The 26,488-nt window shown below is 59.7% G+C and carries 24 protein-coding genes and 2 rRNA genes; all 26 read right to left on the reverse strand.

What is annotated here, in order from left to right; genetic code table 11:
- Positions 1-462: a 23S rRNA (pseudouridine(1915)-N(3))-methyltransferase RlmH gene (locus WKF55_05300; GenBank protein ID MEJ7758991.1), complete on the reverse strand. Its 462-nt coding sequence runs from the start codon at positions 460-462 to the stop codon at positions 1-3.
- Positions 462-1,769 (reverse strand): Glu/Leu/Phe/Val dehydrogenase, encoded by a 1,308-nt coding sequence (locus tag WKF55_05305; protein ID MEJ7758992.1) that lies wholly within the window; start codon positions 1,767-1,769, stop codon positions 462-464. Before WKF55_05305 ends, WKF55_05300 begins: the two co-directional genes overlap by 1 nt.
- Before the next feature lie 25 nt (positions 1,770-1,794).
- A complete protein-coding gene (lpxK, locus tag WKF55_05310) occupies positions 1,795-2,811 on the reverse strand; it encodes a tetraacyldisaccharide 4'-kinase (protein ID MEJ7758993.1) in 1,017 nt (338 codons plus the stop codon).
- On the reverse strand, positions 2,808-3,461 hold the full coding sequence (locus WKF55_05315; protein MEJ7758994.1) for a lysophospholipid acyltransferase family protein: 654 nt from the start codon (positions 3,459-3,461) through the stop codon (positions 2,808-2,810). Before WKF55_05315 ends, lpxK begins: the two co-directional genes overlap by 4 nt.
- Complete coding sequence (gene lpxB / locus WKF55_05320) at positions 3,458-4,567, reverse strand: lipid-A-disaccharide synthase (protein MEJ7758995.1); 1,110 nt, start codon at positions 4,565-4,567, stop codon at positions 3,458-3,460. The genes WKF55_05315 and lpxB overlap by 4 nt, the downstream gene beginning before the upstream one ends.
- Positions 4,560-5,564 carry a Gfo/Idh/MocA family oxidoreductase gene (locus WKF55_05325; GenBank protein ID MEJ7758996.1) on the reverse strand — a complete coding sequence of 335 codons (1,005 nt, stop codon included), beginning with the start codon at positions 5,562-5,564 and terminating at the stop codon, positions 4,560-4,562. The genes lpxB and WKF55_05325 overlap by 8 nt, the downstream gene beginning before the upstream one ends.
- A complete protein-coding gene (gene lpxA / locus WKF55_05330; protein ID MEJ7758997.1) occupies positions 5,561-6,340 on the reverse strand; it encodes an acyl-ACP--UDP-N-acetylglucosamine O-acyltransferase in 780 nt (259 codons plus the stop codon). Before lpxA ends, WKF55_05325 begins: the two co-directional genes overlap by 4 nt.
- Positions 6,337-7,650, reverse strand: a complete 1,314-nt coding sequence (gene lpxC / locus WKF55_05335; GenBank protein MEJ7758998.1) for a UDP-3-O-acyl-N-acetylglucosamine deacetylase — start codon at positions 7,648-7,650, stop codon at positions 6,337-6,339. The genes lpxA and lpxC overlap by 4 nt, the downstream gene beginning before the upstream one ends.
- Complete coding sequence (gene lpxD / locus WKF55_05340; protein ID MEJ7758999.1) at positions 7,647-8,717, reverse strand: UDP-3-O-(3-hydroxymyristoyl)glucosamine N-acyltransferase; 1,071 nt, start codon at positions 8,715-8,717, stop codon at positions 7,647-7,649. The genes lpxC and lpxD overlap by 4 nt, the downstream gene beginning before the upstream one ends.
- On the reverse strand, positions 8,714-9,307 hold the full coding sequence (locus tag WKF55_05345; GenBank protein ID MEJ7759000.1) for an OmpH family outer membrane protein: 594 nt from the start codon (positions 9,305-9,307) through the stop codon (positions 8,714-8,716). The genes lpxD and WKF55_05345 overlap by 4 nt, the downstream gene beginning before the upstream one ends.
- 14 nt (positions 9,308-9,321) lie before the next feature.
- The gene (bamA, locus tag WKF55_05350) at positions 9,322-11,748 is read right to left on the reverse strand and encodes an outer membrane protein assembly factor BamA (GenBank protein MEJ7759001.1); all 2,427 of its coding nucleotides are present in this window, start codon (positions 11,746-11,748) and stop codon (positions 9,322-9,324) included.
- Between the two features lie 134 nt (positions 11,749-11,882).
- Positions 11,883-14,378 (reverse strand): ATP-dependent Clp protease ATP-binding subunit, encoded by a 2,496-nt coding sequence (locus tag WKF55_05355; GenBank protein MEJ7759002.1) that lies wholly within the window; start codon positions 14,376-14,378, stop codon positions 11,883-11,885.
- The gene (locus WKF55_05360) at positions 14,375-15,457 is read right to left on the reverse strand and encodes a protein arginine kinase (protein ID MEJ7759003.1); all 1,083 of its coding nucleotides are present in this window, start codon (positions 15,455-15,457) and stop codon (positions 14,375-14,377) included. Before WKF55_05360 ends, WKF55_05355 begins: the two co-directional genes overlap by 4 nt.
- Positions 15,457-15,906, reverse strand: coding sequence for a UvrB/UvrC motif-containing protein (locus WKF55_05365; protein ID MEJ7759004.1), 450 nt, complete (start codon positions 15,904-15,906; stop codon positions 15,457-15,459). The genes WKF55_05360 and WKF55_05365 overlap by 1 nt, the downstream gene beginning before the upstream one ends.
- Before the next feature lie 87 nt (positions 15,907-15,993).
- Positions 15,994-16,692: an ABC transporter ATP-binding protein gene (locus WKF55_05370; protein MEJ7759005.1), complete on the reverse strand. Its 699-nt coding sequence runs from the start codon at positions 16,690-16,692 to the stop codon at positions 15,994-15,996.
- Positions 16,693-16,696: 4 nt separating this feature from the next.
- A complete protein-coding gene (locus tag WKF55_05375; protein MEJ7759006.1) occupies positions 16,697-17,947 on the reverse strand; it encodes an ABC transporter permease in 1,251 nt (416 codons plus the stop codon).
- Positions 17,944-19,431 (reverse strand): lysine--tRNA ligase, encoded by a 1,488-nt coding sequence (gene lysS, locus WKF55_05380; protein ID MEJ7759007.1) that lies wholly within the window; start codon positions 19,429-19,431, stop codon positions 17,944-17,946. Before lysS ends, WKF55_05375 begins: the two co-directional genes overlap by 4 nt.
- Positions 19,428-20,544, reverse strand: a protein-coding gene (prfB, locus tag WKF55_05385) for a peptide chain release factor 2 (GenBank protein ID MEJ7759008.1) whose coding sequence is annotated in 2 segments (ribosomal slippage) — positions 19,428-20,474 and positions 20,476-20,544 — 1,116 coding nt in all. Because the reading frame shifts where the segments join, the coding sequence is not laid out codon by codon here. The genes lysS and prfB overlap by 4 nt, the downstream gene beginning before the upstream one ends.
- Before the next feature lie 12 nt (positions 20,545-20,556).
- Positions 20,557-21,216 (reverse strand): hypothetical protein, encoded by a 660-nt coding sequence (locus WKF55_05390; GenBank protein ID MEJ7759009.1) that lies wholly within the window; start codon positions 21,214-21,216, stop codon positions 20,557-20,559.
- Positions 21,217-21,326: 110 nt separating this feature from the next.
- On the reverse strand, positions 21,327-21,872 hold the full coding sequence (locus tag WKF55_05395; protein ID MEJ7759010.1) for a diguanylate cyclase: 546 nt from the start codon (positions 21,870-21,872) through the stop codon (positions 21,327-21,329).
- A gap of 229 nt (positions 21,873-22,101) precedes the next feature.
- Positions 22,102-23,154 (reverse strand): calcium/proton exchanger, encoded by a 1,053-nt coding sequence (cax, locus tag WKF55_05400; GenBank protein ID MEJ7759011.1) that lies wholly within the window; start codon positions 23,152-23,154, stop codon positions 22,102-22,104.
- A 195-nt stretch (positions 23,155-23,349) separates the two neighbouring features.
- Entirely contained in the window at positions 23,350-24,390 is a 1,041-nt protein-coding gene (locus WKF55_05405; GenBank protein MEJ7759012.1) for a PorV/PorQ family protein, read from the reverse strand.
- A 1-nt stretch (position 24,391) separates the two neighbouring features.
- The gene (locus WKF55_05410; GenBank protein ID MEJ7759013.1) at positions 24,392-24,559 is read right to left on the reverse strand and encodes a Trm112 family protein; all 168 of its coding nucleotides are present in this window, start codon (positions 24,557-24,559) and stop codon (positions 24,392-24,394) included.
- Positions 24,556-25,437, reverse strand: coding sequence for a GTPase Era (gene era, locus WKF55_05415; GenBank protein ID MEJ7759014.1), 882 nt, complete (start codon positions 25,435-25,437; stop codon positions 24,556-24,558). Before era ends, WKF55_05410 begins: the two co-directional genes overlap by 4 nt.
- A gap of 456 nt (positions 25,438-25,893) precedes the next feature.
- Positions 25,894-26,010 (reverse strand): 5S ribosomal RNA (gene rrf / locus WKF55_05420).
- Positions 26,011-26,160: 150 nt separating this feature from the next.
- Positions 26,161-26,488: ribosomal RNA gene (locus WKF55_05425) — 23S ribosomal RNA — on the reverse strand; the annotation flags it as partial.

Raw genomic sequence — 26,488 nt, forward strand, 5'->3', positions numbered from 1 at the left:
TCACTTGTGGTAAGGTTCTCCCCTGATGATCGATCCTGCGCGATACAGCTGTTCGGCAAGGACCAGCCGCGCCAGTTCGTGCGCAAGCGTCCATGGCGCAAGCGACAACTTCGAGACCGACCGGCTGACCAGCGTATCCGGCAGCCCGAACGCGCCGCCGATTACGAAACCGATATCGCGCTCGGATTGGCGCTCGTTCATCAGCCATGAGGCGAAGGCTTCTGACGTCATCGGTTGTCCGGCCGCATCGCATGCGACGACCCTGGTACCTGCAACGCGTTCCGCGAGCCGCTTTCCTTCGCGCTCGCGAACGACATCGGGTGAAATTCCTGCCGCGCGCTCCTCCCGGACCTCATGGAATTCAAGCGGCCAATACCGCGCCGCCCGAGTTTCATATTCGTGAATCGCGGTCCCAAGGGCCGCATTTCGCGGTTTCCCAACCACCGCAACGACCATCCGCATCAGGCGTATACGCCACGCAACCGGTGTACAGTCGCGACCCGATTGATGGCAAGCATATAAGCAGCCGTGCGCATGTTCACCCGATGCTCCTTCGACAAGTCCAGGACTGCCTGAAAACTGTTGACCATGATATCCCCGAGACGGTCGTTGACCAGCTGTTCCGTCCAGAAATACCCACCTCGGTCCTGCACCCACTCGAAGTATGATACCGTCACGCCGCCGGCATTGGCGAGGATGTCCGGGATCACGAAAACGCCGTTCTCTTCGAGAATGGAATCCGCGCCGGCGGTCGTCGGCCCGTTCGCGCCTTCGCAGATTATCCGGGCACGGATGCCGCCGGCGTTCTTTGCAGTGATCACATTCTCGAGCGCGGCGGGCAGCAGCACGTCGACATCGAGGGCGAGCAGGTCAGCCCCGCTGATCGTCTCGCCCCTGCCATAACCCTCGAGTGTGCGGTGAATGGCCGTGTAGGCGATCGCGTCGTCGATGTCGATTCCATTCGCATCGTGAATGGCAACTGAGCGATCGCTTATTGCGACTATCCTGCAGCCCTCTCGCTGCAGCAATTTTGCCGCGACCGAGCCGACGTTGCCGAATCCCTGGACAGCTACCGTCGTCCCGGCTATCGGCATGCCGAGATGCTCGAGCGCCTGCCTGGTGACGATCATGCACCCCCGGCCCGTCGCCTCCCGCCGTCCCAGGGAGCCACCCATCTCCACTGGCTTGCCGGTCACAACAGCCGTGACCGTATGACCGACATGCATGGAATATGTATCCATGATCCATGCCATGACCCGCTCGTTGGTATTGACGTCCGGAGCAGGAACATCCGAGTCCGGCCCGAGCACCTGAATGATGCCGGCCGTGTAGCGCCGCGTGAGGCGCTCCAGCTCCGCAATGCTCATCGTGTCCGGATCGCACACGACACCACCCTTCGCGCCGCCAAAAGGAATGTTTACCACCGCGCACTTCCAGGTCATCCAGGCGGCGAGCGCTTTCACCTCTTCAAGCGTCACCTGCCTGTCGAACCGGATGCCGCCCTTGGCCGGTCCGCGAGACGTGTTGTAAAGAACCCGGTAGCCTGTGAAAACCTCCACTTCACCATTGTCCATCATGACCGGAACCGAGACAATGATCTGTTTTTCAGGGTGCCTCAGAACGCGATAGAGCCCGGGCTCGAGGTTGAGCAGTTCCGCCGCCTTGTCGAACCGGAGCATCATCGCTTCGAACGGATTCTCCTCATTGAGAAACGTTTCCTTGTCGGGTCCTACAATCGTTCTCGTGGGTGTGCGGCGATCAATGAGCATGTAGTAAGCGCTTCAGATACCTGGTTCATGGACGGAGCGCAGGATTGAAGCGCTCCAGCAGAGCGTCGATTGCGGCATTGCCGCTCTCGACTTCAAGTGACTGCGAAACATACCATAAAGGGGGTGCATCGGCAGGCCAGAGCGAGTTGAGTTTCACTGCATCCTTGAGAGTGCAAACCGCGATATCGACACGCTCATCACGCAGGATGATTCTGGAGATATCGGCGGGCGAGAACGCGTGATGGTCGGCGAATATCCGGGCAACAACTGCCGCTCCGAGCGCTTCGATCTGCTGAATGAACGCGCGCGGATTCCCAACAGCAACGATGGCCAGGACTCGCTTGCCGTTGAGATGGGAGAGAGGCAATGTGTCTGTGTCACTGCCAGGGCGAACCAGCTGCGCCAGAACCAGTCTCACCACCGCTTGCCGGATCATCGGTGCGGCGCCAGCGATCGCGGCAGACACGGCGTCTCGTTGAGCATCAGTTGCCGTCTTGCGGGTGATGATCGCGATTGCCGCTCTGCGTATCGCAGAGATGGGTTCCCGCCACGGTCCGGCGGGCAGCAGCCGGATGGATCCCGTCCATTGGTCCGCGCTCACCAGCACTACATCTATATCCCGCGCTGCACGGCGATGTTGAAACGCATCGTCGAGCACAGCGACGTTGGCGCCCGCCAACGCTGCTTCCCTGATCCCTGCAACTCTGTCGCGGTTGATGATCACGGGGATGTGCTTGTTTATCCGGGCGTGCACCAGCGGCTCGTCTCCTCCGTACCCACGAAGAACAATCGCCGGCGTCATGCCCTGACGCGACAGCCGGGCGGCAATCCATGCACTGACTGGTGTTTTTCCCGTTCCCCCGACCGTCAGATTGCCGACACTGATGGATGGAATCGGAGACCGACGGGCACGCATGACACCGGCGTCGTACAGAGCTCCACGCAAAGCAACGATCCCCTGGTACGCGCGCGCAGCAGGCGCCAGCGCAATACGGGCGACGCGATCACGCGGTCGCTTGCCGGCCCACAGCTTGTCGATCATGCGCTGGCGCGACGAACAGTGTCAGCCATTAGCGCCTCAAAATCCGCCGACTGCGCGGCCGCCTTCCGCGCGGTGTCGGCTTCAACACGAGCCGGCGCACCGTAGGAAACAGTCACCGTCGCGAAGGGTTTCGGTATCATGAATCCGTCCCAGCTGGAAAGTTTCCACGCTCTGCTGGCGTGTGCCGCAACGGGAAGCAGCGGCGCGCCGGTACGCTGGGCTGCAACAAGTGCACCCGGGGCGAACTGGTGGGCCGGGCCCCTTGGCCCGTCAGGCGTCACCGCGACTTCATTGCCCGCATCGAGCGCTCGAACAAGCGCCAGCAACGCGCGACCGCCACCACGTGTCGTGGAACCGCGAATGAGATTATAACCGATCGACTGCGCGATCCGGGCGATCAATTCGCCATCGCTGTGCTCGCTCACCAGAATAGCGACGTGCTGGTGGCGATGATGCCAGATGAGCGGCAGCAGGTGTCCATGCCACAAAGAGAAGATAAAGGGCGTCTTCGACAGTCTGAGACTCACCAGGTGATCGCCACCGGTTATTCGATAGCGCCACGTCGACGCAAGCGCCCGGAGGACACCGCTGCCTGCAACCACCGACAGCCGCAGATTCAATGACTTGTCCGCGTTGGCTGCAGTCTTCACCCGGCAAGCTCGCTTGCCATCACCGCAACACGCGCCGCGGCACCGGGAGTGCCAAGCTTTCCGCGCACCTCGGCCAGCCCAGCCAGAACGCGAGCACGTTCCGCATCGTCCGGTTTGAGCAGACGCTCGAGCTCACGGGCGACGGGCACCGGCTGAAGTGCATCCTGCACAAACTCTCTTGCCACTTCGCGGCCCGCAACAACGTTGACCAGTCCAATGTGTGGAATCGTGACCATCCATCTGGCAAGCAGGTACGATACGCCGCTCGTCCGGTAGGCAACCACCAGCGGACAGTCAGCGAGTGCCGCTTCGAGCGTCGTCGTCCCGCTCTTGCACAAGGCTGCGTCGGCAGCACGTAACACCGTAAAGGAGGCGGAATGCACGAGCCTGAATGGGCACTCCGATGCGGTCAGCTGGATGGACGGCGCGACGCTTACGATTACCTGAAGCGATGGGATCATCCGCACTGCCTCCTTCGCGGCATCGACGAAATCGGAAATGTGGCGTTCAATTTCCTGCTGCCGGCTTCCAGGAAAAAGGGCCAGTACGGGAGAACCGGCCGACAGTCCGAGCGAGGCTCTGGCGTCGGACCTGGATGGCATCCCGCCGGCCCTGTCAAGCAAAGGATGCCCGACGAACGTTGCGTCAATTCCCGCTCCGCGCAACAACGGTTCTTCAAAAGGTAGAATCACCGCCGCCCTGGTGACGACTTTCGCGAGCTTCGGCAGTCGGTTCCCACCCCAGGCCCATACCTGTGGAGTGATGTAATACAGCACAGGCACGTTGGCGTCAGTGGCCGCGCGGGCGACCTTCATGTTGAAGCCCGGGTAATCGACGACGATTACAGCCGCGACGTTACCCGTAGCCAGCCTGGTCCGAATTATCTCGAGCAGCACATAGTGCCGGGGAATGTGCCGAATCACTTCGGTGAAGCCCATCAGCCCGGTCTCGAATCGATCGAACAGCTTGACGCCGGCCTGCTCCATCAGCGGGCCGCCAAACCCCGTCAGCTCCAGGTCGGGTCGCAACTGCCTGAGTTCCGTCGCGACTCCAGCCGCGTGGATGTCCCCGGACGCTTCGCCGGCGACGAACAGAATTTCAGGCACGGGCTGGCAGAGCTTCTCCCGTAAAAGCAGGGCCCGTTCGTTCGATCTCTGCAACGATTCGCAATGCAACCGCAAGTGCACGACGGCCGTCGTCGCCCGTTACGACAACCGGGCCATCTCCGCGAATTGCTGCAACGAAACTCTCGAACTCGAGTTTCAGCGGCTCTCCTTCCGGGGCGGTGAGGGATATTCTATCGACGAAGTCAGTGATGTCGACCGGCCCCGCGGGTGGGCGCATCGCAAGAGCCTTTTCTTTCAATCGAAAGAAATCGCCTGTGCCGGCCGCAAGATCCAGCGATATGTACCCGCTTTCCTGGAATATCCTGATCTTGCGCACCCTGTCGCGTGAGATTCGGCTCGACGTGATGTTGGCAACGGCACCTGATGAAAAAGTGACACGGGCGTTCGCAATGTCGAGCATTGGCGTGAGCACAGGCACACCCACTGCTGCGATCTCTTCAGCAGTGTCTCCCACGAGAGTCAGCACCAGGTCTATGTCGTGGATCATCAGGTCGAGGACGACGGCCACGTCCGAGCCACGGACGCTGAACAGCGCAAGACGTTCGCTTTCTATGAAGCGCGGCCGCGACACGTATGGAAGCGCCGCGCGAACCGCACGGTTGAAGCGTTCGACGTGGCCCGTCTGCACCAGGCAGCCATTGACGTGCGCAAGTCTCAACAATTCATCGGCCTCCGCAAGCGTCGCCGCGATCGGCTTTTCGATAAAGACATGCTTGCCCGCCATGAGCGCGTCACGCGCAACCGCGAAATGTGCCGGAGTTGGAACGACGACGGTCACCGCATCCACCTGGCCGATCAGCGTCGCCATGTCGCGATGACGAACCACTCCGAGTTCCGCGCTTACAAGGTCTGCGCGTTCGTCAGTGGCTTCCACAAAACCAGCCAGCTTCACGCCCTCCATGTCGCGCAATATCCGGATGTGATGATACCCGAGACTTCCGGCACCAATAACGCCGATGCGTACTGGAAAACTCAAACCACGACTCCGCGCTCGCTTGCCTCGACAAACGCCATCAGCTCTCTGACTTCCGGGAAGTGCTCGAGTTCAGTTTCTGCCTGCTGCATCGCCTGACTGAGGTTCAGGTCGGATCGGAAAAACAGCCGGTACGCACGTTTCAGCTCGCGCACGACTTCATCCGGGAATCCGTTTCTTTGCAGTCCGACGCTGTTGAGACCGTACAGCCGCACCGGATTTCCAACCGCTTTCAGAAACGGCGGGATGTCTTTCGACACGCGCGAGCACCCGCCAATGAAGCTGTTGCGACCAACCCGGACAAACTGGTGCACCGCTGAAAGCCCGGAGACCGTTGCTTTCTCGTCGATTACTACGTGCCCGGCGAGCTGAACGCCGTTTGCGAGAATCACTCCGTTGCCCACCTGGCAATCGTGCGCAAGGTGCACGTACGACATGAGCAGACAGCCACTGCCGACAACAGTCCTGAACGAATGCGAAGTCCCGCGATTCACCGTCGAATACTCGCGGATGACTGTGTCGTTGCCGATCTCGACGAAAGTTTTTTCGCCGCCGTACTTGAGATCCTGCGGCGCCCCGCCGAGAACAGTGCCCACCCCGACCTTGACGTTTGAGCCGAGCTTTACATCGCGCTCGAGCGTAACCCGCGGCGCGAGATGACAGTTATCGCCAATCTCACACCCCTCTCCCACAATCGTGAATGGTCCGATCTCCACCCCTGCACCGATCTGAGCGTCATCAGCGACAATTGCAGAGCGATGAATCTCCGCGCGTTTCATCGGTCTCTGACCATGGCGGCCATATCAGCTTCAGCCACCACTTCCCCATCCACCTTCCCCACACCGCGCATCTTGCATACCTTGCCGCGTATCTGGACAATCTCAAGCTCGAAAATGATCTGATCGCCGGGCTTCACTGGCTTTCTGAACTTGACGTTGTCGAGCGACATGAAATACACGACCTTCGCGTCCAGGTCGTCGAGCGAACCCATGAGCAGCATTCCGCCGACCTGAGCCATTGCTTCGATTATCAACACTCCCGGCATGATCGGATGCCCCGGAAAGTGCCCCTGAAAAAAAGGCTCGTTGATCGTGACGTTCTTCAGCCCCACAATGCGTTTGTTATGCTCGATCTCGAGGATCCGATCCACCAGTAGGAACGGGTAACGATGAGCGAGGACCTTCATGATGTCTTCGATTGCGTAAACCATGTCACCTCTGCCAGACTTCTGCCGGTTCCGAAGGGCGGCACCGCCGGACTGCAAAGTACCAGTCCGCATCAGTTCCCGCAGTAGCGTTACCGTGCCGCGATGACTTGGCCTGGTAGCAATAATTTTCGCACTGATTCGCGCTCCCGCGAGTGCGAGGTCCCCCACACAGTCCATCATCTTGTGTCTGACGAACTCATCGCGCCAGCGCAGCGGACCGCTTACCACATTGTCGTCATCGAGCACGATCGCATTCTCCAGCGACGCGCCCTGGATCAGGCCCTTCCCACGCAGTGATTCCACCTCACTTAGAAAGCCGAACGTCCGGGCCCTGGACAACTCTGTCGAAAAAGTGTCTCTGGTGATCTCGAGCCGCATCGTCTGGCGACCGATTTTCGGATGTGGAAACTCGATTGTAACATCGAGCTCGAGGCCGGACGCCGGCTGCGCGTCATATATGGATTCCCCATCGATGATCCGAACCGGCTCCGCGATAATGAGATAGTCGGGTTCCCCCCCGATGTCAGCGAGCCCGACGCTCTGGAGCGCCGCGAAGAAAGACGCCGCGCTACCATCAACAATCGGTGGCTCCGGCCCGTCCATCGTGATGATGAGGTCGTCGATTCCCGATGCGGCAACCGCGGCGAGCACATGTTCAACAGTGTGGACAGTATTTGCGCCGCGTCCGAGCTGCGTCCGCCGCTCACTCGCGGAGACCTGAGCCAGCCGCGCGGGTATCTCCGGCGCACCCTCGATGTCCGTACGCTGAATGACGATCCCAGCTCCCGATGCAGCCGGGCAAAAGGAGAGCCTGCACGGCTGCCCGAGATGCAGCCCAATGCCTTCGACGGTGGCAGGTGCCGCAACAGTAAAGCGGCTCACTCTCTCTCACTTTCCTCGAGCATTCGCTCGATCCGTTTGAGCACGCCAGAAAGTCTAAAGAGGGCGCCCGATGCGCGAAGCGATTCACGATGAGGCCGCGCCGGATAACCAGACCAGATTTCACCTGCCGGCACGTCGCCGAAGACTCCCGCTTGTGCGGCGATCTGCGCGCCTTTCCCAATAGTCACATGGCCGGAAACACCGGCTTGCCCGGCAATCACGCATCCGTCTTCGATACGCACCGACCCCGCAATGCCCGCTTGCGCCATTATCAGACAAAGTCTGCCAACGCGCACATTGTGCGCGATCTGCACCAGATTGTCGATCTTCGTGCCGTCTCCGATCACCGTATCGTCAATGCTTCCACGATCGATGGTGGTGTTTGCACCAACCTCAACATCGTTGCCTACCACGCACCGCCCCACATGCGGGATTCGTGCGTGTGCCCCATCGGCAAACACATAGCCGAACCCGTCGGCGCCAATCCGCGCTCCGGAGTGGATCACCACGCGCTCCCCCAACTCGGCGCCAGAGTACAGAGTCGCCCCCGGCAGCAACCTCGAGCCGGTGCCGATCATTACGCGATCACCGACGACACAATGGGCTCCGATCCACACTCCGTCGCCTACAACGGCGTGCTCACCAATTACAACGTATTCGTCGAGTGATACGCCTTCACCTAGTTTGACTCCGCGGCCAATTCGGGCGGTTGCATGTATACCCGGACGCTTGTTGAGCGCGGGATACAGTCTCGGCAGCAGACAAAGCAAGGCCTGGTGTGGATTTTCGACCACGATGCGCGATGGTGTGGGACCGGGAGCGTCGGCGAGCGATGGGGTGACGAGAACGATCCCCGCACGAGTGCTCGCGAATTCCCGGGTGTAGCGAAGGTGCGCAAAGAAGCCAAGCTGCGAAGGCCCAGCCCGGTCCAGAGCCGCAATGCTATCGACAATTGTATCGGGCGCACCCCTGAGTTCACCGCTTACCAGGCCTGCAACGACATCAGCGGTGAGCGTGCTGGCACGCTCACCGCTGAGAGATTTTGCGCTCGTTACCGCCAGCGTCACCGACCCGGTGGTCGTGACACTCCTGCTGGCTGAGGGGTAAGCGATCGGGCAGCTGTGGGCTTGGGAGCCGCTTTCACTCTGGCAAGCACCTTTGACGTAAGATCGAGCTGTTTGTCAGCCGCGAGTATTACGCCACTCTGGGTAGCCACATCGAAAATGATCGCATAGCCATCCTCGGCTCGCACCTGCTCGATGATCTTCTGGATGTTCTCCATTATCGGCCGCACGAGTTCTGCCTGGCGCGTCTGCATCTGCTGGTCGAGTTGCTGCGCACGAGTGCGGTAACTGGTTTCACGATCCTGAATAACCTTGGCCCGCGACACGCGCGTCACACTGTCAAGGCGACCTGCTTCCTTGTCGAACGTCGCCGCCATCGTCTGCAGCGAGTCGCTCATTCGCTGGAGCTGTGCCTGATAGGCGGTCACTTCGCCCTTGAAGCGCGTTTCAGCCTCCGCCCGTCCTGGCGCTTCCGAGAGGATCTGGGCCGAGTTGATCCATCCAATCTTTGCCGGCGATTGGGCGAAGGCCGAACCGGTCACGGCTGCACCGGCAATGAGTGCGAACGTCGCCGCACGAAACAAACCACGCATGAAGAACTCCAATGTTAGAAGAACTGTCCAAGTTTGAAATGCAGCTTCCAGCCTGGAGCCGGGCGACCGGCAGTGTCCAGACGATCGAATCCATACCCTAGATCGATGCCGATCGGTCCAAGCGGGCTCACCAATGCCGCCCCAAATCCCGCACCGCGGAACAGCCGCGTAGGATTGAATTCGCGCGGATGATTCCAGACGTTTCCACCTTCGAAGAAAGTATTGACGTAAAGCGACTGATTGACCCTCAGCCCGAGCTCGGCCGTTCCGGTGAAGAATGCGTTACCGAACGACTCGCGCCGCGCGCCACCGCCCGAGCCCCCCTCAGTAGAAGGATCAAACCCTTGCGGCGTGATCGAAAATTCATCGTAGCCGCGCAACGCCTCGCCATACTGCGTCCCGCCGAGCGAGAACGACTGAGAGTAGAAAAACGGGCCTGGGTTGCCGAAGAGCGCGCCCGCCCGCGCTGAAAGCCCCAACACAAAAGTCATTGGTTGCGAACCAAGAGCGGTTCCACCGATCGCCCCAATCGGTGCGTACGATCTGAGCTCCGTCGTGTAGCGTTGGAAAGACGCAGTGCCGCCCAGCGGACCGCCATTGAATTGCGCGGTGAGGGTCTGCGATCCGCCTTCTGCGGCGAACGGCAGGCCCAATCTGGTATCGTGCGAGGCGGTGAGACCAAGTGTCGAACGGAAGCAATTGTCGCACTGATCGGCAACGGTACCAAGCAACCCTCCGCCCCCATAGCGAACACGCTCGCCACCATAGGACAACAGCAACCGGCTGTACAGCGAATTCGGGATCGGCAAACCGATCTGCGCCTGACCACCCGTGCGAACGGTCCTCCCCAGATCAGCGAGGGTGAACCTGGACGCCGTGTGGTATGCGGTCACGCTGCCGGAAATGCGCGTCTGATTGATATTCGGATCGGTGTAAGTCGCGTTGAAATCGTTGATGTAGCGACCGAACTGGTACTGCAGCTGCGCCCGCTTGCAGCGACCCAGCAGGTTGGGCTGGTCGAGCCCGATGAATCCACCGATTCCCGTTCCCTGCCCGGTAGATGCGCCGAAGTTCACATTGCCGGTGCGTTTTTCCTTCACACGGAACACAATATCGACATCGCCCTGCTCACCGCTCGGTCTGGTCTCAGGTGCAGGCATCGGGGCTTCGAAGAAATTCAGGTTCGAGATGTTCTGGTAGCTGCGGAGCAGAAAGTTGCGATTGAAGACCTGACCGGGAGCGAGGACAACCTGCTCGCGAATGCAGGACTCGTAGGTGAAATCGTTGCCGACGATGTCGATCCGATTGACGATAGCAGGCGCGGCCTCCTCGATCTCCCACCGAAGGTTGACGACACGAACAGCGCCGGTGCCAGCTTGACGCTCGACCACTGGACGAATACGTGCGTAGATATACCCTTCATCGTTATACGCGTCCCGCAACTTCTGCTCGGCGGCTTCCCATTTGCCGGCATCGAACGTGTTGGGCGGATTCCGGAAACTTCGACGAACGAGGCCCACCGCCCGCTGCGTGATGGTCTCGCTTTCATTTCCGAAAGGGTAGTAAATCCGGACTTCGTCTGTTGAAAAGCGTTTGTTGCCAAGCACTTCGAACGACCCGATCCGGTAGCGCGGCCCTTCGCTGACAGTGAGGTCGATGACCGCCTTGCCCGCCTCGCGATCGATTATCAGCGAGTCGCTGAGAATACGGAAATCGATGTAACCGCGACCTGAATACAAAGACGGTATTTTCTCGGCGAGGTCGGTTGCGTACTTGGTGTCATCGAACTCCCCGCGACGAAACCACAATACCCCTTCAGGACGGGACTCCATGACCGCTGCGATGTCGTCGGCCGGAACGCCACTGTTGCCTGTAACCCGGAGACCGGAAATCGCCAGCCGCCTTCCCTCTTCCACGCGGAAGGCAATGCTGATCTTGTCGCCGGCGCGCGTACTATCAACCCGCACCCGGGCGAGGTAATAGCCTTTGGATTCGTAAAGCGAGTCGGCCCGCTCGACAGCACGGGCAATCGCGGCAGGGTCGAGCGGACGGTTCACTGTCAGCGCAAGCCGACCTCGCACATCCCCTGCGTCGACACGCTCTGCCCCAGTTACCGTATAGGCCGACAGAATCGGGCGCTCGCGCAACCGGATGCCAAGCATCACACGCGCCGACGTCGGCGGAACTGTACAGACGACCTGCACGTCTTCGAACTGACCGGTTGCAAAAAGTGCCTTGATCGCGCGTTGCACATCGCGAAAGTTGAGAGGCACACGCGGAAACAGCGCTGCGGTCGTTCGCACCGTGGCTTCAGCGACTCGAGAATTGCCGTTAATGGCAACCGTATCAGGAGTCGTGCATGCGCCAGGTGGAGCGCCCTGCGCTATCGCCGAAGACCCCGCTGCACATAGGGCCAGCAGGGAAAAAACAAGTTTTTGCATCTCTGAAATATACACGAATGGGGCCTGGAGGGTCCGTTGCCGGGCTGTGGTTTACCATTGGACAACGGGGCCGCAGAAGACGTTGCTTTCGCAACTCCGCTGCGGCCCCGCTTCCGGCTCAGACCGGCAGCCAGCTAGGCGTTCGTCGTGCTCGTAAGAACCCGAAACTCGAGTTTGTCGCCATCGGGCGCGACATCTACTTCGATCTCGTCACCCTTCGCGAACTCGCCCAGGAGAATCTTCTCCGACAGCGGGTCCTCGATATACCGCTGAATAGCCCGCTTCAGCGGCCGGGCACCGAACTTCTCATCGTACCCGTGCTTGACGAGGAACGTCGATGCTGGCGGCGTGAGTCGCAACGTCAACTCCTCGTCCACGAGCCGTTTCTGAACGGCCTTGAGAAGAATGCCTACAATCTGACCAATGTGCTCTTCGGAGAGCGGATGAAACACGATGACATCGTCCAGCCTGTTGAGGAATTCAGGGTTGAACACGTGCGTCATCTCTTCCTTCACTTTCTCTGCAATGCGCTCGAAACTGTTTCGCCCGTCCGAAGCCGCGAAACCCATTGCGCGCCCCTTTGTAATGTCGCGCGCGCCGACGTTCGAAGTCATGATCACGACCGTGTTCTTGAAATCAATGACACGGCCGTAGTTGTCCGTTAGATGCCCTTCGTCCAGAACCTGAAGCAGGATGTTGAAAACATCGGGATGTGCTTTCTCGATTTCATCGAGCAGGACGACGCTGTAGGGCTTGCGACGCACCGCTTTGGTCAGCGTCCCCGAATCCTCATAACCGACATATCCCGGAGGAGCGCCGATGAGACGAGAAACCGAAAACTTTTCCATGTACTCGCTCATGTCGACGCGGATCAAGGCAGACGGGTCGGCGAACAGAAACTTTGCCAACGCCCGCGCCAGCTCTGTCTTGCCGACACCGGTCGGCCCCGAGAAGATGAACGAGCCAATCGGCCGGTCGGGGTCTTTCAGCCCAGCCCTGCTGCGACGAATCGACCGAGCCAGCGCCTTGATTGCCTCTTCCTGTGCGACAACCGAGGCATGCAGTTCTTCTTCCATCCGCAGCAGCCGCGCAGTCTCCGCTTCCTGAAGTCTCATTACCGGAATCCCGGTCCACCGGCTGACAATAAAGGAAACCTCTTCCTCACCGAGCACTGGACGATGCGACTGGCGGTGCTGTTCCCATTCTTCCTGCTTGCGGCGGATATCTCCCTGCAGTTCGCGTTCGCGATCGCGCAGCGATGCCGCGCGCTCGAAATTCTGATCGCGAACCGCAGCTTCCTTCTCGGTGTTCACACCGTCGAGCAACGCTTTCAGCGCCGTCACTTCCGGAGGAGGTGCCTGTGTGGCAAGGCGCGCACGCGCACCAGCTTCGTCGATCACGTCAATTGCCTTGTCCGGCAGAAAACGGTCGGTGATGTAGCGCTCCGACATTTTTGCAGCGGCCACCAGCGTGGTGTCAGGGATCGTGACCTTGTGATGATCTTCGTACTTGACTCTCAGACCCTTGAGAATCTCGACTGTCTCGTCGACCGAAGGCGGCTCCACGATGACAGTCTGGAACCGGCGCTCGAGTGCCCCGTCTTTTTCGATGTATTTGCGGTATTCGTTGAGTGTCGACGCTCCTACACATTGCAGCTCGCCACGTGCAAGCGCGGGCTTGAGCATGTTGCTCGCATCGATCGCGCCTTCGGCGGCACCCGCGCCGACAAGCGTATGCAATTCATCGATGAACAGAATGATGTTCTTGTTCTGCGCAATCTCATTCATGACCGCTTTCAGACGCTCCTCGAACTGGCCCCGATACTTCGTGCCGGCGATGACAGCCGCCATGTCGAGTGACAGCACGCGGTGTTCGCGCAGACTGTCCGGGCATTCGCCATTCGCGATGAGCTGCGCCAGGCCCTCCACAATCGCAGTCTTGCCGACACCCGGCTCGCCGATCAGCACCGGGTTGTTCTTCTTGCGTCGTGTGAGAATTTCCATCACTCGCTCGATCTCCTTGGCCCGCCCGATTGTCGGATCGAGCTGAGCTTCTGCCGCGAGCTGGGTCAGATCGCGGCAGAAGTGATCGAGCGCAGGTGTCTTGGATTTCTTGTCGCCTTTCGCGGCAGGCGCGGTCGCTGACGCCGATGCCGGTGCCCCAGCGGGGTTGCCGCCGGATGGCATGTCGGTGCCCAACAGACGAAGTGTCTCGGTACGGGCGGCGTCGAGGTTGATGCCCGCATCCGTCAACACCTGGGCGGCAATCCCCTTCTCTTCGCGCAGCAGGCCCAGCAAGAGATGCTCGGTGCCGACATAGTTGTGTGTCAGATCGCGAGCCTCTGCCATCGCCAGCTCGAGCACTTTCTTTGCTCGCGACGTATAGGGCAGATCGGGTCCGGTGGCCGCAGCGGCTTTTCCTTTCTTCACCGTGTCTTCGATTTTCTGCTGAATCTCGTCGAGGTCGACGCTGAGATTTTGGAGGACGGCCGCAGCCACCCCTTCACCTTCCCTGATCAGGCCAAGCAGGATGTGCTCGGTTCCCACGTATTCATGACGGAGCCGTTCTGCTTCTTCCCGCGCCATCGCGAGAACCTTACGAACGCGCTCCGTGAAGTTGTAGCCATTCATCGTGTAAACCCCGTGTCACTTGCCAGAATGCCCCGCACGAATCGCGCACGGGCAAGATCAGCTTCGCTCGCGGTCAACTCGCGTCCTTCGGCGTGTGCCAGGTGCGCGGATTGACTGAAGATCAGGAGCTTGTTGAGGGTATATACACTCAGATCGGTGATCAGTTTCAGGCCGACTGCAAGTCGAACACTGCTGAGATAACTCATCAACTCATCGAACGTGAGACTGCGCGCATAACGCAAGGTCCCGTACGCTCGCCAGAGCTTGTCTTCGATAATATAACCCGCGTCCCGCAACAGCACCCGCCTCGATTCCTCCTCTCGCTCGATCACATGCGTGACGACTCTGGTGAGGTAATCCAGCAGCTCTCCCTCGCTTCGGCCAAGGGTAGTCTGATTGGAAATTTGAAAGAAATTTCCTACAACCTCGCTACCCTCGCCATAAAGCCCGCGATAAGTGAGCCCGACCTGCTGAAGTCCAGCGAGAACTTTCCCGATCTCCTTGGTAAGCACGAGTCCGGGCAGATGAATCAGCACGGAAGCTCTCAGCCCGGTTCCAACATTTGTCGGGCACGCGGTGAGAAATCCAAATTCCCGGTGAAACGCATACGGCACCCGCTCACCCATTTCAGTGTCGAGAGCCTGGATAGCCGCGAACGCATCGGCAATGTGAAGCCCGGACTGGATGGACTGGAGGCGCAAATGATCCTCCTCGTTGATCATAATGCTCGTCCCGCGCGTGAGATGCACGGCGGCACCACTTCGCACAGGGCGCTGCGGATCGAGGCCGGCGAGCTCCCGGCTCACGAGATGGCGTTCATGAAGAAGCAGCCGGTCATCAGGCGGAAGCTCGTCGACACGGAGCAGCACACCGTGGCGCAACTGGCGAATTTCTCCCATCGCCTGCCCCACTTGCGCCAGTACACGCAGTCTCTCACCGTCTCGCGCACGACCCGCGAACGCATAGCCCTCGAGGTTTCGCGCAAGGCGAACCCGGGTCGAGATGACGATGTCTGCACTTTCGCCCGATGCGTCGAGCCAGCCAACGCCTCCATCCGGCAGCAGTGAAAGGTCCAGCATCAACCGAGCCCGCGAAGGCGGTCCCTGATATCGGCTGCAAGCTCGAACTGCTCCGAATCTATAGCCCGTCGCAATCTGTCCTTCAACTCGTTAGCCGTGCCACCGTCGGGCAGCTTGTTGGTCGCCGGTGGCTCGTAGCTTCTGCCGTTGTGCCGCGCGTTACCATGCACCCGCCGAAGGAGATCGCGCATGCTTTTCTCGAAAGCATCGTAGCAGTGTGCACATCCAAGGCGGCCTGTCGACCGGAAGTCGCGAAAAGTGGAGGAACAGAACGCACAGCGCGCTGCGTCACCCTGGGTTGCCTGCATCTGCTGATGCACGCTCTGGAGAAAGTCAGCAACCTGCGGCTTCGCGCTCGCCGTCGCGGTTTCCACGCCTCGTTCAGCCGCGCAACGCTCGCAGAGGTGCAACAGGCGAACACCTGTTCCCTCGATTTCCGTCAGTTGCACGACCGCGTCTCCTTCGTTGCACACATCGCAAACCATGTTGCTACCCCCCCCCAACTCATTCACGCACGGCAACGGTGAACAGTCACATCAAACTATCACACCGTCCACCTGAGTTTCCGACAGCTTTCCTGCCTCCAGCAACAGGACGCGGCTGGCACGCGCAGCAAGCGCCCTGTTATGAGTCACGACGATCATCGCAATCTCGAGGTCATTTACAACTTCCAGGAGAAGATCGTGCAGCATCTCGCCGTTCGCGAGATCGAGATTTCCCGACGGCTCGTCCGCAAGCACGACGCGTGGATCGGTTGCCAGCGATCTGGCCACCGCCGTTCGCTGCTGCTCGCCCCCGGAAAGTTCCGATGGCCGGTGATGCATCCTGCCGCTGAGCCCCACCCGTGCGAGCAGTTCTTCGGCACGGCTGCGCGCGGCTCGTATATCCTTACCGGCGATGCGGAGGGGCATCATCACATTCTCGAGCGCCGTGAATTCGCGAAGCAAATGATGGAACTGAAACACAAATCCCACCGACCGGTTCCGGAGCTCCGCAAGTTGCAATTCGCTGAGGCCATTGACAGGCTCCCCGCCGATGACCACGTACCCGCGCGACGGCCTGTCGAGCGCACCGAGCACATGAAGCAATGTGCTCTTGCCCGCCCCGCTCGCTCCGACTATCGCCACCATCTCGCCCGGATTGACACTAAGGTCGACGCCGCTCAGCACACTGATCGCAACGCCGTCGCCGCCGGTATATGTCTTGTGAAGATCGTGCGCTTCCAGAATGATCATCGTGTCACTCGTGACGGATCGCGTCGATAGGGTACAACCGTGATGCCTGTATAGCCGGATAAAGCGTGGCCGCAGCCGCTGTCAACACGCTGGCAAGAACTATCCAGGCCACATCGACGGACTGGATTGCGACCGGCAGATGATCGATGAAATAAATGGCGGGATCGAGCGGAATGATCTTGTACTTCTCAAGTGCAATTGCCCCGGAAAGGCCAATAATCAGACCGAGCAGCGTACCTACGCCTCCGATGACGATCCCCTGCGCCAGAAAAACCCGCCGGATCGACCGGGATGGAAGTCCCATCGCCTTCAGAATCCCGATCTCGCGCGTCTTGTCGGTCACTACCATCGTAAGTGTGCTCACGATGTTGAAAGCAGCGACGATCACTATCAGGAGGAGAATCACCCCCATCCCCATCTTTTCGAGCTTCAGCGCCTGGAACAGCGACTTGTTCTGTTCCTGCCAGTCCATCGTCCGATACGGCCAGCCAAGCGCGCTTGTGATGCGCTCGGCGATCTTGTTGGCTTCCCAGCGATCCGTGGTCTTGACTTCGATTCCCGTGACCCCTGTACCGAGGGCAGCGAAATCCTGCGCCTTGTCGAGCGCGATGAATACGTATGCATTGTCGTACTCATACATTCCGGTTTCGACGATCCCCGTGACTTCGAACTGGAACACTCGCGGCACAAAGCCGCCGGTCACCGCGTTGGCCTTGACGCCGGCGATCGATATCAGGTTGATCTTGTCACCCGGCCAGGCGTTGAAGCGTGCCGCCAGAAGCTTGCCAAGGACGATCCCGTTGCCTTTCCCATCGCTGCTGGCAAACCTGAAGTCGCCCGAGGTGGCGTGCCGACGAATGCTCGTGACCTCAACGGCGTCGCGCCCCCCGGGTGGGATGCCCTGAACGTACGCGGCGCCAGCATAGTCATGCCCGGCGTTCATTCCGCCCTCAACGAGTACGAACGGTGCCGCGGAGACAACGCCCTTCTGCTGCTTCACCCTGCCGAGGATCTGCTGCCAGTCTGTAATCTTGAGATCATCGCCATAGCTGAGCACACGGATATCCGGGCTTCCGACCAGGATCTTCTCGCGCAAGTCGCGCTGGAGGCCGTTCATGACGCCCATGATCAGAATCAGGGCACTCACACCTACCAGCACTCCTCCGATCGCGATCACACTGATCAGCGAAAGCAGGCTCGAGCCGCGGCGGCTCCGCAGGTAGCGCCAGGCAATCGATAACTCGAGTTTGTTCACTCAGGCCTCATCGTTGGGAACAATATCACGTCGCGTATGCTGGCGGTGCCGGTCATGTGCATGAACAATCTGTCGACACCGATCCCAACTCCCCCCATCGGTGGCATTCCGTACTCCATTGCACGCAAATAGTCCTCGTCCACTCCACTCGCTTCCAGATCGCCCGCATCCCGGAGCGCCGCCTGTAATTCGAAGCGGCGACGCTGGTCGACGGGGTCGTTCAACTCGCTGAACGCGTTCGCCATCTCACGTCCATTTGCGAACAGCTCGAATCGCTCGGCGAGTAGCGGGTTGCCGCGCTTGGGTTTTGCGAGCGGTGAAAGCTCCATCGGATAATCCACCACGAACGTCGGTTCCACAATCGCCGACTCTACCAGCGACTGAAATATTTCATCGAGGGCCTTCGGCCGGCTGAGGGTCTCAGGATGGGCGACTCCACTTCGGCGCGCCACTTCCCGAAGTGCCGCGTCGTCGAGCGACATTACATCTACCCCTGCGGCGCGATTAAGAGACGGGACCCATTCCATCCGCGGAAAGGGCGCCGACACCGCGGGCACGGCGGTGCCGACAACCGGCATTCCGCTCAAAGCTCGGGATACCGCAGCGAAAAGCGACTCGACACGGCCCATCATGGCCTCGTAATCAGCGTACGCTTCGTAAAACTCGAGCATCGTGAATTCAGGATTATGCGTACGGTCAATCCCTTCGTTTCTGAAATCGTGGCCGATCTCGTAGACGCGCTCAAAACCGCCCACTACCAGCCGCTTAAGATATAGCTCGTCGGCGATGCGCAGAAACAGGGGCGTGTCGAGTGCGTTGTGATGAGTTGCGAACGGGCGTGCGGCAGCACCGCCGTACAAGGGTTGCAATACCGGAGTTTCGACTTCGAGGAACCCCAGATCATCCAGGAACGTGCGGATCGTCGTTATCATCCGCGACCGGGCAACAAAAAGCGATCGCACCTCCGGATGCACGGCGAGGTCGGCATACCGCTGCCGGTATCGCTGCTCCGGATCGCTGAACCCGGAATGTCTTATCAACTGCCCGGCAACGATTTCCTCCTTGCCGAACGGCAGCGGTCGGATGGACTTGGCAAGCATGTCGAAAGTGTCCACGCGTACCGTCCCCTCTCCAGTGCGGGTCCGGAAAAGCCCCCCCTTTACGCCAACGATGTCGCCGAGATCGAAATTTGCGAGGAGCCCGAAGCGCTCGGGACCGAGTTCGTCTTTTCGGAAGTAGAGCTGAATGCGGCCTGACGAATCAGCGAGATGCGCAAACACCGTCTTGCCGTGAGCACGCCACGCAACGATACGCCCCGCTAGCGTTACCTCAGGGCCATCATCACGGTCACCAAGCTGCGCGATGGCTTCGACCGCGGAATGCTTTCTCGGATACGAATATCCGAACGGCACGACACCGGCCTCCTCGAGGGCTGCAAGCTTTTCACGACGCGCCTTCAGCACGAAGTTCATGTCGTCGCTCATTCAGACACCTCGCCCGCCTGCTTGAGAAACGCCCGGATGAACGGGTCGATTCCACCATCCATCACCTTCTGCACATCAGGAATCTTGAGTTCCGTCCGGTGGTCGTTCACCATCGTGTATGGCTGAAACACATAACTCCTTGCCTGGTTGCCGAAGCTGATATCGTCCTTGTTTTCATCAAACTTCGCTTTCTCCGCCTCCCTCTTCTGTATTTCCGCCTGATATAATTTGTTCTTCAGCATCTGCATCGCCGTCGCCTTGTTCTTGAACTGCGACCGCTGAGCCTGGGAAGCGACAACTGTATTCGTCGGTATATGGGTAATGCGAACCGCGGAACTCGTCTTGTTGACATGCTGACCGCCAGCTCCAGACGCACGATATACGTCAATCCGGAGGTCCTCATCGCGGATCTCGATGTTGATTTCGTCGTTGACCACAGGGTACACGAATACCGACGCAAAACTCGTGTGTCGCCGTGCAGCTGAATCAAATGGAGATATACGGACGAGCCGGTGCACGCCCGCCTCGGGCCGAAGAAATCCGTAGGCGTATTGACCCCGAATCTCGAGAACAGCGCCCTTGATTCCCGCCTCCTCGCCCTGACTCTCATCGAGAAGGACAATCTCGAATCCCTTTCGCTCGGCCCAGCGGGTATACATACGCACCAGCATCGATGCCCAGTCCTGAGCTTCGGTTCCCCCCGCACCCGCGCTGATCTCAACCTGCGCATCGCGAAAATCGTCAGGCCCGCGCAAGAGGGTCTTCAGTTCAAACGAGTCGAGCTCCGAGTTGATACTCTCCACGTCACGGTCGAGCTCTGCCTCGAGCTCCGCGTCCGGCGACTCTCGCAAGAGGTCGTCGAGCTCGATGGAACCCGCAATTCGCGCATGCAGCTTGTCAAATGGCTCGACCCAGCCCCGGACACTCTTTACTTCCTGAAGGTGCTCCTGTGCTACGTCCTGATTGTTCCAGAAATCGGGTTCGCCCATTCGGGCTTCGAGAGGGGCGAGCGTAGCTCGCTTTCCGTCGATGTCAAAGATACCTCCGGACTTCGGCAAGGCGTTCTGCCGCGCCTGCCAGCGCCCTTCCTCTTTCGCCAGTTGAATCCGCCATGATGATACCGCTCTAGAAGATTTTCTTTCCGGCGCCGAGTACCTCGTTCAGCGATTCCTGAAAGTGCGTGGTTGTGCGTGCGAAATCAGCTCCGACCTGAGCCGTATACTCTTCATAACTCTTCTTGATCTCGTCCCGGAATAATTCCTTGAGGGTACCCTTGTCGAGCCCTTCGGCGTGCTTCGCGGGATAGTAGGCAACCATATCCGACACAAGGGCGCGCGCGAGGCGGCGTGCGCGCGTTCCCGGATCCCGCGTCAGAAAAAGATTCACCGGACGGCGGTCGCCGACAGGCTGTGAAGCGGCGGGAGTGCTGGCAGCGGCGGGTGTGACGCGGTTGGGCTCCGGAGCATACGGAACAGCCTGCGCGGGCCGCACTGCGGGAGGCGTGACCGTCGCTGGCCGGGCTGCGGGAGGAGCACCCATGGCCGGCCGCGGTGGCGGAGTATCCGCCGGGACGGAAATCGGCGTGACCATTGGAGCGACCTGCGGTGTCGGCCGGTGAATCGGTGGTGCCTGCGCGAACGGCGTTGGACGGTTGGCTTGCAGCGCGGGGGCTTGGTGCAACGGCTGCGGAACGTAAGGAGCCGCCGGTATGAGGCGCGCCTGCGGGGCGGCGGGCATTGTCCCCGATGGCGCGAAGAAGTGCGTGTCCGGCGAGGACGCAGACAAGCCTACTGAAATTATTCCGCCGCACGCAGAACAACGCGCACGCACCCCGCCTTGCGGCACCTTCGCTGGGTCGACCCTGTAAACGGTCTCACAGCCCGGACAGCTTACGTTCATTCCCTGCCTCCCACCTCGGGTAAGGTATTTCGGTCGGTCTCGAATGCCGGCAAGCGGTCGACGGTCCGCCTGTCCATTGAGTACACCGATCCGCTGAGCGTCTTGGCGTAGGTCTTCATCTCGGTTGCAAGCCTGCTGACCTGACGCGCAGCGGTGAAAACCCTCTGCGCGTTTGTTACAACTCCAATCAACAACGTCATGAGGGGCACCCGGTCGAGCACGCCGCGCCGATCCTTGCCAAAGCAATATCCTGCGCGGCGATCAAGCTCCGAGTACTGATACCGAACCAGCAGATCGAACGTCGATACAATCTCGTCGCCGACATCGGCAATATCATCATATGGTATGACGAATATGAAGTCATCGCCTCCGATGTGTCCCACAAATGCGCGTTCACCACACAGTCCCTTGGCGACATCGTGCAACAGCGTCGCCAGCATGCGGATGACACGATCGCCCTTATTATAACTGTAGCGGTCGTTGTATTCCTTGAAATGATCGAGGTCGGCGTAGCAGACGGCAGACAGATCTGGCAACGCCATTCGGCGAATGATGTCCGATTTAATTGCAGCAGCACCCGGCCGGACGGCCACGCAGCGCGACGGCCATCAGGTCGTCGCCGCTCTGCAGGAGAGACACCGCCGAGCGTGAATGCCCCAGCCACGCGGTGAGGTACGCGGGAAGCACGGTATCTTGGGCTGCGAACACGATGGTCGCGGGCAGGGTCAATGCTGGGCTCATCCGCGGTGGTGGCAATACGCCCGCCCGCCTCTAGTAGAAGAAGAATGCCGTGCCGATCGCGGCGTAGGCAATCAGCAGAAAGGCGCCTTCCAGCCAGTTCGACTCGGAGTCCTTCATCACCGAAGACGCAATAGCAACCGCAACCGCAACGCTGGCGACTTCCATGACCGTAAAAGCAAGATCCATTGGCTGGCCAAACGCAAGGCCGAGAAACACCAGCACCGGGGCGATCAGAAGCGCCACCTGGATGCTCGAGCCGACGGCGATGCCGACGGCGAGGTCCATCCGACCCTTCATGGCCATCAGCACCGCCGAGCTGTGTTCGGCAGCATTCCCAATGATCGGGATAACGATGAGTCCGATGAAAAACGTCGGCAGTCCTATCGATGTGGCCGCCTCATCGACCGAGCTCACAAGAAACTCTGACAACACGCCGATTGTCGCAGCTGCCACAACGAGAACCACGATCGCTTTCCTGAGCGACCAATGTGGCTTCTCTTCGTGGTGTGCAACGTCACCGCCTTCGTTGAACGCGGCTTTGTGAGTCACCATCGAGTAGACCAGCGACAACAGATATCCGAGCATCAGCAGACTGCCAACCCAGACAGACATGCGACCAGTGGCAACTCTCAATGGGTCAGGGTGTGCAGCGAAAAAAACGGCGGGAACTACCAGCCCCAGCACCGCAACCATCAGCAGCGTCGAGCTCAGTCCGGCAAGATTGGGATTGATCTTCTGAGTCTTGTACTTGAGGCCACCAGCGAGCTGCGCCGCGCCGAGCACAAGCAGCAGGTTGCCGAGTATCGATCCTGTAATCGATGCCTTGACCAGATCAATCTGACCGGCACGCAGAGCGAGTGCCGCGATCACGAGCTCGGCGAAATTTCCGAGGGTCGCATTCATCAGACCGCCGATAGTCGACCCGGTGTGGCCGGCCAGCTCTTCGGTAGCTGTTCCAAGAAGGCCCGACAGCGGAAGGATGGCTGCGGCGCTGAGAAGAAACACGACGGTCGACGACGCGTGCATCAATTCTGCAGCGATGGCGATGGGGACGAATAGGAGAAGCGCGTAAAGAAATTTCATTCCAGTTGTGCGTTCGTTGCCTGATGTGGAGTGGAGAAAACAAACTGATCCAGCCGGGTTTCAGACCCGGTTACGATGCGCGGAAAGGTACACTGAACCCGATGGCCGCGGCGACACCGGAACGCTCACCAATGCGACCATCCGGGGATTGAACGGCTTCGGATGCGCAGTACCAGGATCTGGGGGCGTGCAGTGTCAGAAAAGGTATCGCAGCGAAACGTAAGCGGGCGTCTTCCCGGCGTCTGCGGACAATCCGCCGAAGGTCCGTGCGATATCGAACACAAGCCGTCCGGCCCCGAGACCAAACCCAAGCGCGGCGTTGGCTCCGTTGGCATCGTTCGCGATGTAACCCGCGCGAAGATGTGCTGTCTTCTGATATGTGAGCACAGTGCCAAAGCGCGCTGAGGCATCGCCAGCCGATTCCGTGGCGATGATGTCGGCTGCCACTCGAAAACTGACGTCGGAAACATATTTCTCGATGAACTTCAGGCCGTATGACGCGCCCGCCTCAATGCGGGTGGGGAGCGGGTCTGCGTCGTCGCCGTCAGTCAGCTCGAGGCGGCTGCCGATGTTGCGCACCGCCGCTCCGAGGCGGATCGGAATCCCGGCTGGCATCTCGTACTGGACCCCCAGGTCGAGCGCGTTGGTTGCCGCCGAAAAGGTGGAGACGTTTGCGCATTGCCCGGAACAGTCCACCCGGTATTGCAGGCGCTTGAAAGTCAGTCCAAGGCTGAATCGCGAGCCGACCGCGGCCGCGTACGATACGGCAATGAGGATGTTGCGCGGCAGCACCAGTCCAACCGGCAGCCCGGTACCATCAGTAATCTGCTGGTTTCCGAAATCGAGAACGTTCAATGACAGGGCGGCAGTCCCCAGAGTTTTGCTGGGCAGTACGAAGGTGATGGCATCCCCGCGGGCAGCCAGCGTTTCCGAATGGTGGATGGCGGCTTCACGCTTCGTCAGACGGGCGAGCCCCGCCGGATTCCACCATACACTCTCACTTCCGGGCCGCTCTGCGACCATGGCTTGTCCCATCCCTACTGACTGAGCCCCGACCGGCAGCAGCAGCACAAGCGAACCGTCCGCCTCACTGGATTGCGCAGCGGCCTGCATCGACAAGAATGCAATCAGGACGATGCCAGCGCATGCACCGCGCACAGATGAGCTATGCGCGAAGCCCCAGCGGAAGCCGCGGCACGCGCCCCGTGACCGCCTGGCCGGGGTGTCGAGTGACACGCTAAATCGGTGTCGCCTCATCGATCAGCATGATAGGGATGTCATCTCGGATGGCATACCGAAGAGAGCAGGCATGACAGAGCAGGCTTGACTCCGCTTCACGATATTCGAGCTCGCCTTTGCATTTGGGGCAGACAAGTATCTCCAGCAACTGCGCGTCAAGGCTCATACCGATCTCTCTCTTGCAACGTGATAGCCAAATCGTTCGAGCGACGAAGGATTGCGCCGCCAGTTGGGGAGTACCTTGACCCATAGATCGAGGTATACGCTCTCTTCGAGAAACGTCTCGGTCTTCTTGCGGGCCGCCTGGCCAATCTCACGAATCCGGGCGCCCTTCGCGCCGATGATGATTCGCTTCTGGCTTTCTCTTTCTACGTAGATCACGGCCCGAATGTATACCGGCGTACGGCCCTCACGGAACTCCTCGATTCCGCAAGCGACGCTGTACGGAACTTCATCGTGCAGCTGTTCGAGCACTGTTTCGCGAACAAGTTCCGAAACGAAGAATCGAACGGACTGGGTGCTGACGTCATCCTCCGGATACAGGAACGGGCTCTCTGGGAGGGATCGCGCTACGCTGTCGATCAGGTCAGTAACGCCGTCGCCTGTCATCGCCGAGATGAATGCTGCGTCGGGGTGGAAGGCCTCGAGGTCAGCGCGCCGGGCTGCGACCAGGAGATCTGTTTTGTTCAGAGCCGTAATGACGCGGGCACGGGGGGGCGACGAAAGTCTCGCTGCAACGCCAAAAGTCGTTGGCGGTCCATCTGTGGCGTCGGCGAGATAGATGATGACGTCAGCGTCTTCCACCGCGCGCAGCGCTGCAGAGCGCATTGCTTCCTGAAGCGCGTATTTTGGCTCGAGCAGCCCAGGCGTGTCGAAGATCACCATTTGCACGTCGGATGTTGAGTGTATGCCTACGACGCGGTCCCGGGTTGACTGCGGCTTCTGGCTGGTGATGGAAAGCTTCTGGCCGACGATTCTGTTGAGGAGCGTGGATTTGCCGGAATTTGGTGCGCCTGCGACGGTTACGATGCCAGCTTTTGTCATTGGACCAATCTAAGTCAACTTTCGGAGGTGGATTGTCGTGCGGCTAAGGGCGTTCGCCACAGATGATGACACAGTCGGCCACAGATCACGCACCCGGCCACAGATGTCGCAGATGGGTGCAGATAAGATGAAGAAGCGCCCACAGATGGGAAGTGGGCCACGGTCAACTTCCACGAGCGGGTCCGCGAGTAAATCGTGCGCTGTTTAAGGCACAAAATCGTTTTTCCTGGTTGACGTCATCCTTAATTGTCGTCGTATCCTTTAAAAACCGTTGCTTGATTATTGGCGGCAGCCGTCGGTACGCGAGTAAATCCGGCCTGTTGGTTCATCCGTGTCATCGGTGTCATCGGTGTCATCGGTGTCATCGGTGGGTCAAGGGTTTAGGCGGCGCGGAACAGGGGCACGCCAACACAAAAGAGGCCCCACATCGAAAGCTCGATATGGGGCCTCAAGAGGTGCCGGCGACGGCCTACTCTCCCGCGTCCTCTCGGACGGAGTACCATCGGCGCTGCAGGGCTTAACGAACGTGTTCGGGATGGGAACGGGTGTGGCCCCTGCGCTCTAGTCGCCAGCGATAGTTGTGATGTATCGCCTGGTTGTCACTTCCGGTGAAGGAAATGACAGACGGTTTGTAGTGGTGATCGTGTTCATCTTGAATCAACAGGTTAGACTGCGATTGCGTTTTGTCTGGAATGCTCCGGTAAGTACCGGAGACATTAAAAGAAGATCAAGCCTCACGGGCGATGAGGATCGCTGCGCTTGGAACGGATTGCTCCGCGTCCACGTGCGACCTCTTGACGGGATGGTCTCTCCCGGCCCTTTAGGGAGCTCAAGGCTCCAGGGAGGTTTCATCTTGGGGGAAGCTTCCCACTTAGATGCATTCAGCGGTTATCTTCGCTTGCCCTCGCTACCCGGCGATGCAGTTGGCACCACAGCCGGCACACGAGCGGGCAATTCGACCCGGTCCTCTCGTACTAGGGTCCACGCCCCTCAAACCTCCAACGCCCACGACGGATACAGACCGAACTGTCTCACGACGTTCTGAACCCAG

Source organism: Gemmatimonadaceae bacterium, assembly GCA_037721215.1.
Taxonomy (GTDB): domain Bacteria; phylum Gemmatimonadota; class Gemmatimonadetes; order Gemmatimonadales; family Gemmatimonadaceae; genus UBA4720.